This is a genomic window from Curtobacterium sp. MCLR17_040 (genome assembly GCF_003234735.1).
Lineage (GTDB): Bacteria > Actinomycetota > Actinomycetes > Actinomycetales > Microbacteriaceae > Curtobacterium > Curtobacterium flaccumfaciens.
Window position 1 is genome coordinate 1 of sequence record NZ_QKTE01000019.1, and the last position, 14,718, is coordinate 14,718.

Here is a 14,718-nt window from a genome sequence, read left to right on the forward strand (position 1 = left end):
GCCCCGCACCACGCTCGCCCCGCACCACGCTCCCCCGCACCCCTGGAGGTACCCCCGATGACCGCACCGGTCGACCCGTCCGAGAAGTTCGCCGCCTACGCGCACCCGGAGCGCCTCGTCTCCACCGAGTGGCTGCAGGAGCAACTCGACGCCGGGGCCGGCGCGCCCGACCTGGTGGTCGTCGAGTCCGACGAGGACGTCCTGCTCTACGAGACGGGGCACATCCCGGGCGCCGTGAAGATCGACTGGCACACCGACCTCAACGACCCGGTGCAGCGCGACTACATCGACGGCGCCGCGTTCGCCGAACTCCTCGGCGGCAAGGGCATCGGCCGCGACACCACCGTCGTGATCTACGGCGACAAGAACAACTGGTGGGCGGCCTACGCCCTCTGGGCGTTCACCCTGTTCGGCCACGAGGACGTCCGCCTGCTCGACGGTGGTCGCGGCAAGTGGATCGCCGAGGACCGCGCCCTGACCACCGACGAGACCCCGGTCACGCCCGTCGAGTACCCCGTCGTCGAACGGCACGACGAGCCCGTCCGCGCCTTCAAGGACGACGTCCTCGCCCACCTCGGCAAGCCGCTCATCGACGTCCGCAGCGCCCCCGAGTACAGCGGGGAGCGCACGACGGCGCCCGACTACCCGGAAGAGGGCGCGCTGCGCGGCGGACACGTCCCCACCGCCGTGAACATCCCCTGGGCAACGGCCGCCGCGCCCGACGGCACCTTCAAGACACGCGACGAGCTCGACGCCGTCTACCGTGACGGCGCCGGCATCGGTGACGCCGACGAGGTCATCGCCTACTGCCGCATCGGTGAGCGCTCGAGCCACACCTGGTTCGTCCTGCAGCACCTGCTCGGCTACGACAGCGTCCGCAACTACGACGGCTCGTGGACCGAGTGGGGCAGCGCCGTCCGCGTCCCCATCGTGCAGGGATCCGAGCCGGGTACTGTTCCGAACCGATGAACGCCAGCACCGACGCACCACTCCCCGCCACCCTCGCCGAGATCCGCGACGACTTCCTCGCCCTGGGCCAGAAGGACCGCCTGCAGCTCCTGCTCGAGTTCTCGAACGAGCTGCCTGCGCTGCCCGAACGCCTGCAGGGGCACGAGGACGAGCTCGAACGCGTCGAGGAGTGCCAGTCCCCCGTCTTCATCACCGTGACGGTGGGCGAGGACGGCGACGCCCCGGACGTGGTCCGGATGCACGCCACCGCCCCGCGCGAGGCGCCGACCACCCGCGGCTTCGCCTCGATCCTGGCGCAGGGACTGTCCGGCCTCACCGTCGAGCAGGTGCTCGCCGTCCCGACGGACTACCCGCTGACCATCGGCCTGTCCGAAGCGGTCAGCCCGCTGCGGATCCGCGGCATGGTGGGCATGCTCGGCCGCGTCCAGCGGCAGGTGCAGGCGGCGGTCGCGTAGACGCGACCCACTGACGGACGGGAGGCGCGGTGCCAGCTGGCACCGCGCCTCCCGTCCGTCCTCCGGTCGCGTCTACCGCGCGCTGGCCGCCCCGCGCCGCTGGACCACCTCGGTCAGCCACGCGAGGATCCGGGCGTCGAACCAGTCGGCGTCGTGGTTCCAGAGCTTGGTGTGCCGGGCCGTGGTCTGGATCTCGAGCCGCACCAGGTCGGGCCGTGCGCGGGCCAGGTCGTGCGAGGCCGAGGACGGCACGAACCCGTCGTCGTCGCTGTGCAGGAGCAGGATCGGCACCGTGAGCTCATCGGAGCGCGTGACCATGTCGAGCTCGCGCAGGTCGACGGGCTGCTGGAGCCCGGCGAGCCGGTACAGCACCGGCGCGCGGAGCAGCCGCTGCGCGACCTTGCGGACCGGACGTGGCAGGCGCAGGAGCTGGCTCTGCGACTTCAGCACGGCGTGCCAGTCGACCACCGGGGACTCCAGCACCACCCCGTCGACCAGGCCGGCGAAGCGCGAGCGGAGCAGGGTCTGCAGCACGACGGCGCCGCCCATCGACCAGCCCATGAGCACGACGCTCTGGGCGTCCTGCGCGGTGAGCCAGCGGAGGACGGAGTCGACGTCCTCGACGGGCACGTCGAGCTCGCCCGGGGTCAGGTAGAACCAGCCGCCCCAACGTCCTCGACGTGCAGCGGTCGGATCGCCGGCGTCGATCGCGATGATGCGGCGCGTGACGGTGGTGTCGGTCGTGCCGAGGACCTCGCCGACGCGCATGTGGCCGGTGCCGCCGCCGAACCAGAGCGAGTAGCGGCCCTGCAGCTCGGTGTCGGCCGTGCGCTCGATCGTGACGGTCTTCCGGACCGGGTCGACGGCGTGGATCGGGACTCTTTCGTTGCGCTTGCGGTCGGGGGTGACGACGGCGCGGGCGACGGCGGCGACGAAGCCACCGATGACGGCCGTCCCCACCGCGGCAGCTGCCAGACCGGCGCCGAGTGCGATGAACCCGGCCGATCGAGCGGTCTCCTGGACGACGTCCTCGGCGGGTCGCGCGGATCGGGACATGGCCCGGAGCCTAGTCTGCATGTGTGTCCGAAACCCGAGAGCCCGACGCCTTCGCGCGGCTCCGCGCGTTCGTGTCCGGCGGCAGCGGCCGTGCCGAGACCACCGTCACCGAGATCCCCTCGCCGACCCGGATCGCACCGTTCTCGATCGCCCTGGCGGCGGACGTGTCCGGCACCGCGCACGGCGTCGAGTCGGACCTGGGAACCGGCCGGTTCATCGCCCTGTACGACCCGGAAGAACCCGAGGGGTGGGGCGGTGCGTTCCGTGTCGTCTCGTTCGCCCAGGCGCCGCTCGAGCCGGAGATCGGCGTCGACGAGTTCGTCGCCGACGTGACCTGGAGCTGGCTCGTCGACGCCCTCGAGTCGCACGGTGCGACGTACGACCACGCCTCGGGCACGGCCACCAAGATCATCTCGCGCGGGTACGGCGACCTCGCCGCACAGGGCGACGGCGCCCAGCTGGAACTCCGCGCGTCGTGGACACCGCGCGGCGACGACCTCACCGCACACGTCCGGGCCTGGCAGGACATCGTCGCCATGCTCGCCGGTCTGCCGCCCGCATCGGACGGCGTGACCCTGCTGGCCCCGAGGAGGCTCGCCAAGTGACCGACCCCGCTCCCCAGGACGCCGCTGGATCGACCGGCCCGGCTGCGTCCGCAGCCACGGCTGCCGGATCGACTGCTCCCGCTGCCAGCCCTGCCTTCGAGGCATCGCACGACGCCGTCAAGGTCATCGACACGCGCGAGGACTACCTCGAGGCGGTCGCCGCCATCGCCGCCGGCCACGGCCCCGTCGCGGTCGACGCCGAGCGCGCCAGCGGCTACCGCTACTCGCAGCGCGCCTACCTGATCCAGGTGTTCCGCCGCGGTGCCGGTGCGTTCCTGTTCGACCCGATCCCGATCGGCGACTTCTCCGAGCTGCAGGCCGCCATCGTCGACGAGGAGTGGCTGTTCCACGCCGCCTCGCAGGACCTGCCGTGCCTGCAGGAGGTCGGCCTCGTCCCGACGCGCATCTTCGACACCGAGCTCGGTGCCCGGATCGCCGGGTTCCCCCGCGTCGGCCTCGGCGCCGTCGTCGAGCAGCTGCTCGGCATCACCCTGGCGAAGGCGCACTCGGCCGCCGACTGGTCGACCCGTCCCCTGCCGCAGTCGTGGCTCGTCTACGCGTCGCTCGACGTCGAGCTGCTGCCCGACCTCCGCGACGCCCTCGCCGAGAAGCTCGACGAGGCCGGCAAGACCCGGATCGCCCAGGAGGAGTTCGACGCGGTCCTGCACCGTGCGCCGAAGCCCGCCCGTGCCGAGCCCTGGCGTCGGCTGTCCGGCATGCACGCGCTCCGTGGTGCGCGAGCACTGGCGATCGCCCGGTCGCTCTGGCTCGCTCGCGACGAGTACGCCCGACAGGCGGACATCGCCCCCGGGCGCACGATCCCCGACTCGGCGATCGTCGCCGCCGCGGCCGCTGCACCCGAGTCCCGCGCCGAACTCGGTGCGCTGAAGACGTTCACGGGCCGCGCCAGCCGTTCCGAGCTCGACCGCTGGTGGGCCGCCGTCGAGGAAGGCCGCACCACCGAGGACCTCCCCCGTCTCCGCGGTGCCGGCGAGGCGACGCTGCCCCCGCCCCGCGCCTGGGCGGACCGCAACCCGGCCGCGGACCGCCGGTACAAGGCCGCGCGGGCCGCGGTGACGAAGCGTGCCGAGGAGCTCGACATCCCGCTCGAGAACCTGCTCACGCCGGAGACGCTCCGGCTCGTGTCGTGGGCCCCGCCGTCGCCGCCGTCGACCGAGCTGGTCGGCGCCGCCCTCGCCGAGCACGACGCCCGCCCGTGGCAGGTCGAGGAACTCGCGTCGATCATCGCGTCGGCCTTTGTCGCTGCTGCACAGCGGCCCGCGGCGACGGACGACGACGAGTCGTAGGAACTGCCCAACCGGCATGCGGCCGCCCAGGCTGGGGGCATAGCGTCGGGAGGGTCGCCGGGCGAGGCCCGGCCAGGCCGGAGCGACCTGCGTTCCGGCCCGATCGATGAGGATCTGGGAGGCCCGGATTGCCAAAGGCATCAGACGTCGTGTTCGTGGACGGCGTTCGCACACCGTTCGGACGAGCGGGCGAGAAGGGGGTGTTCTGGAAGACCCGGTCCGACGACCTCGCGGTGCACGCGATGCGCGGACTGCTCGACCGGAACGCCTTCGACACCGCAGCAGTGGACGACGTCGCCGTCGCGGCCACCACGCAGCAGGGTGACCAGGGGCTGACGCTCGGCCGCACCGTGGGCATGCTCGCTGGTCTGCCGAAGTCGGTTCCCGGCTACGCGATCGATCGCATGTGTGCCGGTGCCATGACGAGCGTCACGACGCTCGCCGGCGCCATCGCCTTCGGCGCCGCCGACATCGCGATCGCCGGTGGTGTCGAGCACATGGGTCGGCACCCGATGGGCTTCAACGCCGACCCGAACCCGCGCTTCGTCGCGGAGCGCATGGTCTCGAGCGACGCCCTCGTCATGGGCGCCACCGCCGAGCGCCTGCACGACCGCTTCCCCGCGATCACGAAGGACCGCACGGACGCCTACGCCGTCCAGTCCCAGCAGCGGTACGCCGCCGCCTGGGCGAACGGGAAGCTCCAGCCGGACGTCATCCCGGTCGAGGTCAACAAGGGCGACGGCTGGGACGTCGTCAGCACTGACGAGCCGCCGCGGCCGGGGACCACCCTGGAGGCGCTGGCCGCGTTGAAGACGCCGTTCCGGCCCCACGGACGGGTCACCGCCGGCAACGCCGCCGGTCTCAACGACGGTGCGACCATGAGCCTGCTCGCGTCCGAGGACGGTGCGAAGCAGCACGGACTGTCGACGAAGATGCGCATGGTCTCGTTCGCCTTCGCCGGCGTCGAGCCCGAGGTCATGGGCGTCGGCCCGGTCCCCGCGACCGACAAGGCCCTGTCGAAGGCCGGCCTGTCGATCGACGACATCGGCCTGTTCGAGATCAACGAGGCGTTCGCCGTCCAGGTGCTCGCGTTCCTCGACAACTACGGCATCGCCCAGGACTCCCCGAACGTGAACGCCTGGGGCGGCGCGATCGCCGTCGGCCACCCGCTCGCGTCGAGTGGTGTCCGGCTGATGAACCAGCTCGCCGCACAGTTCGCCGAGCGACCGGACGTCAAGTACGGCATCACCACGATGTGCATCGGGCTCGGCCAGGGCGGCACCGTCATCTGGGAGAACCCGAACCACAGCAAGTCGGCCGAGCGTTCGGCTCGGAAGGGGGCGTGACCATGACCATCGTCGACAACGACCGACTGGCCGAACTCAGCGAGGACGAGGTCGTCACGCACTCGTTCGTCAAGCACATCACGATGCCCTCGGGTGGCACGCTGGCGCTCATCACGCTCGACAACGGCAAGGACTACAAGCGGCCGAACACCCTCGGGCCCCGCACGCTCCGTGAGCTGTCCGGCGTGCTCGACACCCTGAAGACCGAGGCCGCCACGGGCACGATCCAGGGCGTCGCGATCACCGGCAAGGAGTACTGCTTCGCCGCCGGCGCCGACCTGTCCCAGGCAGCCGCAGTCCCGTCGCGCGAGGCCGCCCACGACCTGGCCGCGCTCGGGCACGCCACGCTCCGCAAGTTCGCCGACCTCGGGGTACCGTCGTTCGCGTTCGTGAACACCCTGGCGCTCGGTGGTGGGCTCGAGATCGCCCTGCACTGCACCTACCGGGCGTTCTCGTCCGCGGCGCAGGGCATCGGCCTGCCCGAGGTGTTCCTCGGCATCATCCCCGGCTGGGGCGGCGCGACGCTGCTCCCCCGCCTGATCGGACCGGAGCGCGCGCTCCGCGTCATCGTCGAGAACCCGCTCAAGAACAACCGCCTGATGGACGGTCCGGCCGCGGTCGAGATCGGCATCGGCGACGTGCTCGTCCCGTCCGTCACGTTCCTGCCCTCGGCCGTGGCATGGGCGGACGGCGTCATCACCGGCACGACCAAGGTGGTGCGGAAGAACGAGCCGGGCATGCTCGAGAAGGCCGCATGGGGCACGGTCGTCAAGGTCGCCCGCGGACAGGTCGCGTCGAAGATCGGCACCGTGCCGAAGTCGCCGTTCCGGGCGCTCGACCTCGTCGCGGCCGCCAAGTCGGGTTCGCTCGACGAACGCTTCGCTGACGAGGACGAGGCCCTCGCCGACCTCATCTCGGGCGACCAGTTCGCCGCGTCGATGTACGCCTTCGACCTCGTGCAGAAGCGTGCGAAGAAGCCCGTCGGCGCTCCCGAGGGCGTCGAACCGAAGAAGATCACGAAGGTCGGCGTCCTCGGCGCCGGGCTGATGGCGTCGCAGTTCGCGCTGCTGTTCGCCCGACGGCTGGGCGTCCCCGTCGTCATCACCGACGTCGACCAGTCCCGTGTCGACGCCGGCGTCGAGCGGATCCGCGGCGAGGTCGCGAAACTGCTCGACAAGGGCCGGATCTCCCCCGACGACGCGAACCGCATCACGGCACTCGTCAGCGGGTCGGTGTCCTACGACGCCTTCGCCGACGCCGACTGGGTGATCGAGGCCGTCTTCGAGGAGATGACCGTGAAGCAGGAGGTCCTCCGGAAGATCGAGCAGGTCATCGCACCGGACGCCATCCTCGCCACGAACACGTCGTCGCTCTCCGTCGACGAGATGGCGTCGGTGCTCACCAACCCGGAGCGACTCGTCGGCTTCCACTTCTTCAACCCGGTCGCGGTCATGCCGCTGCTCGAGGTGGTGCGCGCGGCGAAGACCTCGGACGAGGCCCTCGTCACCGCCCTCGCCGTCGCGAAGACCCTGAAGAAGACCGCGATCATCACCGCGGACCAGCCGGGCTTCGTCGTCAACCGGGTGCTCGCCCGGGTGCTCGGCGAGGCGATGCGCGGCGTCGAGGAAGGCACCTCGTTCGACACCGTCGCCCAGGGTGCCGCACCGCTCGGCCTGCCGATGTCCCCGTTCGAGCTGCTCGAGCTCGTCGGGCTGCCGGTCGGCGCGCACGTGCTCGACTCGCACCACGCGGCCTGGCCGGAGCGCTTCTACCCCGGCGACGGCCTGAAGAAGATCGCCGAGCACGGGACGATCCTGACCCGCGACAAGAAGGGCAACGCGACCGGGTACGACCCCGCCGCCGTGAAGCTCGTCGCGCCCTCCAAGAAGGACGCGAAGCCCGTCGACGCCGCCGAGATGCAGCGCCGGTTCGAGGACGCCCTGGCCGACGAGCTGCACCGCATGCTCGAGGACCGGGTCGTCGAGCACGTCGAGGAGATCGACCTCGGGCTCATCCTCGGTGCGGGTTACCCCTTCCAGGCCGGCGGGATCAGCCCGTACCTCGACCGCTCCGGTGCGTCCGAGCGGGTCTTCGGCGGCACGTTCCACGAGCCCCGGATCGTCGGCCCCGCTTCCCGCTAGAGCCGACTCGGTCTCGAAGGCGGCACCGCCGCACAACCAAAGTCACCCCGAACCGCGGATCGCCGTGGTTCGGGGTGACTTTGATTGTGCGGCGCCGAGGCGTGCCACCGTCTCCGACAGCAGCCCGGGCGTCTGCTACCGTGCGCCGCCGTCAGCCACCGACGCAGTCGTTGCTGCCACTGAAGCACGGCGGCGCCGACGGCCGGGGTGCCGGCGGCTCGGGCGGCTCGTTGTCGTACGACGTGAAGTAGTCGGCGCTGTGCGTCACGACGAGCACGTAGTCCGCCCCGCTCGCCCGCACGGCGTCGTCTCGTCGGTCGACACCGAGTCCCGGCGCGGACTGCACGACGGACGATCCGTCCGGTTGCCACAGTCCGAGTGACTGGTCCCAACCACGGACCCGGACGACGGCGAACCGGTCCTGGCCGACATCGCTGCCGAGTGCGATCGACTGCCGCCCACCGACATCGATCAAGGACGGTGTTGATCCGTCCGGCCGGATCGCCTGCGCCACGAGGTCCTCGTCGGTCAGGCCGCCTGCACGAAGCGCTGGGCCGACGATGCGCACCGCGTCGACCGGTGTGGTCGCACCGTCGATCGTGTAGACCACTCCGGCGTCGATCCGGCACGTGGTTCCTGCAGCGGGCTGGAAGAAGCCGGAGTTGCTCGCGTGCCCGCAGGAGTCGGTCCAGGTGGCATCGACCCGGTGGACCGCTTCCCCGCCATCCCAGTCGATCACGCGGTGCATCGTCTGTCTGGCACCGACCCGGGCGTCAGCACCGAGCTCCGGCGCGACCGAACCGTCGTTCATCGCCGAACACCCCGAAGTCAGCGCCAACACGGCGAGGCAGAGCCCCACCGTCACCGTCCTGAGCCCCCGTCGCATGTGGCGATCCTGCCAGACGTCCCCGTGGCACATGCCCCTCGCGGCATGGCAGCACGGCGGCAGGGCGGCCTCCCACCGAACCAGGTTCCGGTCACAGCACCGCGGAGGAACGTGGTGCCGTGTCCGGAACCTGGTTCCGAGCGGTCAGCCGTCAGCCGTCAGGCGTCATCGGTCGGACGCCGCCGACTCGCGGGAGCGCGCGGGCTTCGCCTGCGGCAACTTCGTCCCGACGACCTGGTCGATGACGTCGCGGGCGATGGCCTGCGCCGTCAGCCCTGCGTCGGCGAGGATCTGCGACCGGGTCGCGTGGTCGATGAACGCGTCGGGCAGCCCGAGCTCGTTCACCCCGGTGTCGACCCCGGCGGCACGGAGGTCCTGCCGCAGCCGGGTCCCGACGCCGCCGACCCGCACGCCGTCCTCGATGGTGATCACGAGCCGATGCGTCCGCGACAGCTCGATCAGCGACGCGGGGATCGGGACCACCCAGCGCGGGTCCACGACGGTGACGCCGATGCCCTGCGCCTCGAGCAGCGCCGCGGCCTCGAGCGCCACCGGCACCATCGACCCGACGGCGACGAAGAGCACGTCCTCGACGTCGTCCGCGGCTGCGTGCAGGACGTCCACGCCATCCGAGAGACGACGGACCGCGGGGATGTCCGGCCCGACCTGCCCCTTCGACCACCGCAGCACGGTGGGGGCGTCGTCGACGGCGATCGCCTCGCGGAACTCCTCGCGCAGGGTCGCAGCATCGCGGGGCGCGGCGATCCGGATCCCCGGCACGACCTGCAGCAGCGCGAGGTCCCACATGCCGTGGTGCGAGGGGCCGTCCGGGCCGGTGATGCCGGCACGGTCGAGCACGAACGTCACGCCGGCCTTGTGCAGGGCGACGTCCATCAGGACCTGGTCGAACGCGCGGTTCAGGAAGGTCGCGTAGAGCGCCACCACGGGGTGGAGTCCCCCGTAGGCCAGGCCCGCAGCGGTCGTCACGGCGTGCTGCTCGGCGATGCCGACGTCGTAGACCCGGTCGGGGTGCTGCTCCTGGAACAGGTGGAGCCCGGTCGGCCGGAGCATCGCCGCCGTGATGGCGACGATCCGAGGATCCGAGGCACCGGCATCGGCCAAGGAGGACGCGAACACCGAGGTCCACGACGGACCCGATGCGGCGTCGAGCGACTCCCCCGTCTCCGGGTCGATGTGCCCGACGGCGTGGAACTGGTCGGCCTGGTCGCGCAGGGCGGGCTCGAAGCCGTGGCCCTTCTCGGTGATCGCGTGCACGATCACGGGAGCGCCGTACTCCTTCGCCTGCCGGAGTGCTGCCTCCATCGCCTGCTGGTCGTGGCCGTTCACCGGGCCGATGTACTTGATGTCGAGGTTCGAGTACAGCGCCTCGTTGTTCGTCAGCCGCGACAGGAAGCCGTGCAGGCCCCCGCGCATGCCTCGGTACACCGCACGACCCGGAGCGCCGAAGCGTGCCGCCACGGCCTGCGTGCCCTCGTACAGGGCGCGGTACTCGCGGCGGGTGCGCACGGAGCTGAGGAACCGCGCCATGCCACCGATCGTCGGGGCGTACGAGCGGCCGTTGTCGTTGACGACGATGACCAGTCGACGGTCGTTGTCGTCGGAGATGTTGTTGAGCGCCTCCCACGTCATCCCGCCGGTGAGGGCGCCGTCCCCCACCACCGCGACGACGGTGCGGTCGGTCTGCCCGGTCTGCCCGAACGCGCGGGAGATGCCGTCGGCCCACGACAGCGACGACGACGCGTGCGAGGACTCGACGATGTCGTGCTCGGACTCGCTCCGCTGCGGGTAGCCGGCGATGCCGCCGCGTTCGCGCAGCTTCGAGAAGTCCTGGCGCCCGGTGACGAGCTTGTGCACGTACGACTGGTGCCCGGTGTCGAAGACGAACGGGTCGTTCGGCGAGTCGAACACGCGGTGCATCGCGAGCGTCAGCTCCACGACGCCCAGGTTCGGCCCGAGATGCCCACCGGTCTTCGCGACCTCGGCGACCAGGAAGCGCCGGATCTCGGCGGCGAGGTCGGTCATCTGCGCGTCGGAGAGACGCTTCAGGTCGCGCGGCGACGTGATGCTGGCGAGCATGCTCACGGGCGCTCCTTTCGTGGGGCTGTCGGCCCACTCTATGCGCGTGGGGACAGAACGGACTGGAGGCGCGGTGCCAGCTGGCACCGCGCCTCCAGGCAGTATCCGGGTCGCGTCAGACGAGCGAACGGAGCACGTACTGCAGGATGCCGCCGTTGCGGTAGTAGTCGGCCTCGCCGGGGGTGTCGATGCGGACGACCGCGTCGAACTCGATCGGCTGCTTGCCGGCCGGCGAGTGCTCGCTCGGCGTCGCGGTGACGTGCACCGTCTTCGGGGTGCGGCCCTCGTTCAGCTCGGTCAGCCCGGAGATCGAGACGACCTCGGTGCCGTCGAGCCCGAGGGACTCGACCGTCTCGCCCGCCGGGAACTGCAGCGGGACGACGCCCATGCCGATGAGGTTCGAGCGGTGGATCCGCTCGAAGCTCTCGGTGATGACCGCGCGGACACCGAGCAGGTTCGTGCCCTTGGCAGCCCAGTCACGGGACGAGCCGGAGCCGTACTCCTTGCCACCGAAGATGACGAGCGGGATGCCCTGCTCCTGGTAGTGCTGCGAGGCGTCGTAGATGAACGACTGCGCACCGTCCGGCGTCGTGAAGTCACGGGTGTACCCGCCCTCCACGCCGTCGAGCAGCTGGTTGCGCAGACGGATGTTCGCGAACGTGCCGCGGATCATGACCTCGTGGTTGCCGCGACGCGAGCCGTAGGAGTTGAAGTCCTTGCGGTCGACGCCGTGCTCGGCGAGGTACTGGCCGGCGGGGCTGTCGGCCTTGATCGAACCGGCCGGCGAGATGTGGTCGGTCGTGACCGAGTCGCCGAGCTTCGCGAGCACCCGGGCGCCGGAGATGTCCGACACCGCGTCGGGCTGCATCGTCATGCCCTCGAAGTACGGGGGCTTCCGGACGTAGGTCGACTCCTGGTCCCACTCGAAGGTGTCACCCGTCGGGGTCGGCAGGTTCTTCCAGCGGTCGTCGCCCTCGAACACGGAGCCGTACTCGTGGGTGAACATCTCGGTGTCGATCGACTCGTCGATGACCTGCTGCACCTCGGCCGCGTCGGGCCAGATGTCGGTCAGGTAGACGTCGTTGCCGTCCTGGTCGGTGCCGAGGGCGTCCTTGTCGAAGTCGAAGTGCATCGACCCGGCGAGGGCGTAGGCGATGACCAGCGGCGGGGACGCCAGGTAGTTCATCTTGACGTCGGGGTTGATCCGGCCCTCGAAGTTGCGGTTGCCCGAGAGCACCGCGGTGACGGCGAGGTCGTTGTCCTGCACGGCCTGCGAGATCTCCTCGGGCAGCGGGCCCGAGTTGCCGATGCAGGTGGTGCAGCCGTAGCCGACCGTGTAGAAGCCGAGCTGCTCGAGGTAGGTGGTGAGACCGGCCTTCTCGTAGTAGTCGGTGACGACCTTCGACCCGGGCGCGAGGGTGGTCTTCACCCAGGGCTTCGCGGTGAGGCCCTTCTTCGCGGCGTTCCGGGCGAGGATGCCGGCGGCCATCATGACCGACGGGTTCGACGTGTTCGTGCACGAGGTGATCGCGGCGATCGCGACGGCACCGTGGTCGATGGTGAACGGGTCGGCCCCGTCCATCGCGACCTTCGTCGGCGCCGAGGCGGTCGACGGTGCGCTCGACACGTGCACGTGCTCGTGCAGCGCAGTGTCCTCGTTGGTCGAACCGGCGGCGATCGGGTCGGAGGCCGGGAACGTCTCCTCGACCGCGTCGTCGAGATCGGTCTGCTCGGACGGCGTCGTGTAGTTGTTCAGGTCGAGCTCGAACTGGCTCTTCGCGTTCGTGAGCTCGATGCGGTCCTGTGGACGCTTCGGGCCGGAGATGGACGGCACGACCGTGGAGAGGTCGAGCTCCATGTACTCGGAGTAGTTCGGCTCGACCGAGGCGTCGTGCCACAGGCCCTGGGCCTTGGAGTACGCCTCGACCAGGGCGATCTGCGCCTCGTCGCGACCGGTCAGCCGCAGGTAGTCCAACGTGACGTCGTCGACCGGGAAGATCGCCGCCGTCGAACCGAACTCGGGCGACATGTTGCCGATGGTGGCGCGGTTGGCGAGCGGGACGGCGCCGACGCCCTCGCCGTAGAACTCGACGAACTTGCCGACGACGCCGTGCTTGCGGAGCTCCTGCGTGATGGTGAGCACCACGTCGGTCGCGGTCACGCCGGCCGGGATCTCACCGGAGAGCTTGAAGCCGACGACCTTCGGGATGAGCATCGACACGGGCTGGCCGAGCATCGCGGCCTCGGCCTCGATGCCGCCGACGCCCCAGCCGAGCACGCCGAGGCCGTTCACCATCGTGGTGTGCGAGTCGGTTCCGACCAGGGTGTCCGGGTACGCGTAGGTCTCGCCGTCGAAGTCACGCGTGTAGGTGACCTTCGCCAGGTACTCGATGTTCACCTGGTGGACGATGCCGGTGCCCGGCGGGACGACCTTGAAGTCCTCGAACGCGGTCTGGCCCCAGCGGAGGAACTGGTAGCGCTCACCGTTCCGCTCGTACTCCAGGTCCGTGTTGCGCTGCAGGGCGTCCGTGCTGCCGAACAGGTCGGCGATGACGGAGTGGTCGATGACCATCTCGGCCGGGGACAGCGGGTTGATCTTGTTCGGGTCGCCGCCGATGTCCGCCATGGCCTCGCGCATGGTGGCGAGGTCGACGATGCACGGCACACCCGTGAAGTCCTGCATGACGACGCGTGCCGGCGAGAACTGGATCTCGGTGTCGGGTTCCGCGTCGGGCCGCCAGGAGCCGAGCGCCCGGATCTGTCCCTCGGTGACGTTCTTGCCGTCCTCGGTGCGGAGGAGGTTCTCGAGCAGCACCTTCAGGCTGTAGGGCAACTTCTCGTGCCCGGGAACCGAGTCGATCCGGTGGATCGCGTAGTCGACACCCCCAACCGACAGTGTGTCCTTCGAGCCGAAGCTATTGACTGCAGCCACCGTGCCGCCTCCCTACTGATCGGTTTGCCCTCATCCTCGCGGGCCGTGGACCGTCCCACCAGCAAGGCAAACCTAATCCCGAGGACGCGTGCGCGCCCTGCGAGAACTATCTTGATGTCGAGAGAACTCTACACCGGGGTGACGTCGTCGCGTCGGACGAACACGGTGCGGACCAGCAGCCAGGTCACCCAGAGCACCGCCGCGTACAGCGGCACGCCGAGGATGAGCTTCAGCCCGGCGAGCAGTTCGACCTGCGCCGTCAGGTACAGCGGGACCTCCACCGCGAGCCGGACCGCGAACAGCCCGACCCAGATCCAGGTGGCGACCGTCAGCACGCGGCGCTTGACGGGGTCGGCGCGCCAGTCGACGTGCGAGCCGTCCTCGTTCGCGGGCAGCAGGAAGCCGACGACGAGTCCGATCAGCGGCCAGCGGATCGCCAGCGTGATCAGCAGCCCGACGAGCCAGACGGCGTTGATGACGATCCCGGGGATGAAGTTGCTCTCCGCGCGTCCGGTGATGAGCGCCAGGCCGGCTGAGACCGCGACGCCGAGGATGCCCGCGAACGACATCGTCACCGACTGCCGCTGCAGCAGCCGGAGCACCACGAAGACGAGCCCGACGGCCACCGGGATCACGACGCTCGGCACGAGCTCCTTCGTGATCGCGTAGACGACCAGGAACGCGAACCCGGGCAGCACCGACTCGGCGAGCCCGCGCACCCCGCCGACCGCGCCGAGCAGCGCCCGGCCGGACGGTGCCTCACCGGGTGCCACGCGGGCGATCCCGGCGTTCTGCACGGCGTCACGGAACTGCGCGGAGAACGACGGCGCCACCGAGGGCTCAGCAGCCGGCGCAACGGGGTCGGAGCCAGCCGTCTCGGGTCGTGGGGTGTCGTCGTGGTCCGGCACCGTGCCTCCAGGCGGG

11 protein-coding genes are annotated in these 14,718 nt (G+C 70.6%); 6 read left to right on the forward strand and 5 right to left on the reverse strand.

What is annotated here, in order from left to right; genetic code table 11:
• The first annotated feature begins 57 nt into the window (after positions 1 to 57).
• Both DEJ01_RS14450 and DEJ01_RS14455 read left to right on the forward strand, forming a co-directional pair.
• Positions 58 to 969, forward strand: a complete 912-nt coding sequence (locus DEJ01_RS14450) for a sulfurtransferase (protein ID WP_111093409.1) — start codon at positions 58 to 60, stop codon at positions 967 to 969.
• On the forward strand, positions 966 to 1,424 hold the full coding sequence (locus DEJ01_RS14455) for a SufE family protein (RefSeq protein WP_027465483.1): 459 nt from the start codon (positions 966 to 968) through the stop codon (positions 1,422 to 1,424). The genes DEJ01_RS14450 and DEJ01_RS14455 overlap by 4 nt, the downstream gene beginning before the upstream one ends.
• A gap of 72 nt (positions 1,425 to 1,496) precedes the next feature.
• On the opposite strand, the gene DEJ01_RS14460 is transcribed toward DEJ01_RS14455, so the two are convergent.
• Positions 1,497 to 2,480 (reverse strand): S9 family peptidase, encoded by a 984-nt coding sequence (locus DEJ01_RS14460; protein WP_181438465.1) that lies wholly within the window; start codon positions 2,478 to 2,480, stop codon positions 1,497 to 1,499.
• 23 nt (positions 2,481 to 2,503) lie between these two features.
• On the opposite strand from DEJ01_RS14460, the gene DEJ01_RS14465 reads away from it, so the two are divergent.
• The 4 genes from DEJ01_RS14465 to DEJ01_RS14480 all read left to right on the forward strand — a co-directional run bounded on the left by DEJ01_RS14465 (position 2,504) and on the right by DEJ01_RS14480 (position 7,879).
• On the forward strand, positions 2,504 to 3,085 hold the full coding sequence (locus DEJ01_RS14465; protein WP_017886108.1) for a DUF3000 domain-containing protein: 582 nt from the start codon (positions 2,504 to 2,506) through the stop codon (positions 3,083 to 3,085).
• A complete protein-coding gene (locus DEJ01_RS14470; RefSeq protein ID WP_375342385.1) occupies positions 3,082 to 4,392 on the forward strand; it encodes an HRDC domain-containing protein in 1,311 nt (436 codons plus the stop codon). The genes DEJ01_RS14465 and DEJ01_RS14470 overlap by 4 nt, the downstream gene beginning before the upstream one ends.
• 128 nt (positions 4,393 to 4,520) lie before the next feature.
• Complete coding sequence (locus tag DEJ01_RS14475; RefSeq protein WP_027465475.1) at positions 4,521 to 5,738, forward strand: thiolase family protein; 1,218 nt, start codon at positions 4,521 to 4,523, stop codon at positions 5,736 to 5,738.
• Between the two features lie 2 nt (positions 5,739 to 5,740).
• Positions 5,741 to 7,879 carry a 3-hydroxyacyl-CoA dehydrogenase NAD-binding domain-containing protein gene (locus DEJ01_RS14480; RefSeq protein ID WP_111093411.1) on the forward strand — a complete coding sequence of 713 codons (2,139 nt, stop codon included), beginning with the start codon at positions 5,741 to 5,743 and terminating at the stop codon, positions 7,877 to 7,879.
• Positions 7,880 to 8,030: 151 nt separating this feature from the next.
• Here the strand turns inward: DEJ01_RS14480 and DEJ01_RS14485 are convergent, their stop codons facing one another.
• From DEJ01_RS14485 to DEJ01_RS14500, 4 genes are all read right to left on the reverse strand, one after another.
• Positions 8,031 to 8,765, reverse strand: coding sequence for a hypothetical protein (locus DEJ01_RS14485; RefSeq protein WP_146247632.1), 735 nt, complete (start codon positions 8,763 to 8,765; stop codon positions 8,031 to 8,033).
• A 165-nt stretch (positions 8,766 to 8,930) separates the two neighbouring features.
• On the reverse strand, positions 8,931 to 10,868 hold the full coding sequence (gene dxs, locus DEJ01_RS14490; protein ID WP_111093413.1) for a 1-deoxy-D-xylulose-5-phosphate synthase: 1,938 nt from the start codon (positions 10,866 to 10,868) through the stop codon (positions 8,931 to 8,933).
• Between the two features lie 109 nt (positions 10,869 to 10,977).
• Positions 10,978 to 13,794, reverse strand: coding sequence for an aconitate hydratase AcnA (gene acnA / locus DEJ01_RS14495; protein ID WP_027465472.1), 2,817 nt, complete (start codon positions 13,792 to 13,794; stop codon positions 10,978 to 10,980).
• A gap of 128 nt (positions 13,795 to 13,922) precedes the next feature.
• Complete coding sequence (locus DEJ01_RS14500) at positions 13,923 to 14,702, reverse strand: DUF3159 domain-containing protein (protein ID WP_111046150.1); 780 nt, start codon at positions 14,700 to 14,702, stop codon at positions 13,923 to 13,925.
• Positions 14,703 to 14,718 lie beyond the last annotated feature (16 nt).

Bases quoted from the DNA above. Each gene is read 5' to 3' on its own strand.
- DEJ01_RS14450 (WP_111093409.1), top strand. From the start codon at position 58: ATGACCGCACCGGTCGACCCGTCCGAGAAGTTCGCCGCCTACGCGCAC.
- DEJ01_RS14455 (WP_027465483.1), top strand. From the start codon at position 966: ATGAACGCCAGCACCGACGCACCACTCCCCGCCACCCTCGCCGAGATC.
- DEJ01_RS14460 (WP_181438465.1), bottom strand. From the start codon at position 2,480: ATGTCCCGATCCGCGCGACCCGCCGAGGACGTCGTCCAGGAGACCGCT.
- DEJ01_RS14480 (WP_111093411.1), top strand. From the start codon at position 5,741: ATGACCATCGTCGACAACGACCGACTGGCCGAACTCAGCGAGGACGAG.
- DEJ01_RS14485 (WP_146247632.1), bottom strand. From the start codon at position 8,765: ATGCGACGGGGGCTCAGGACGGTGACGGTGGGGCTCTGCCTCGCCGTG.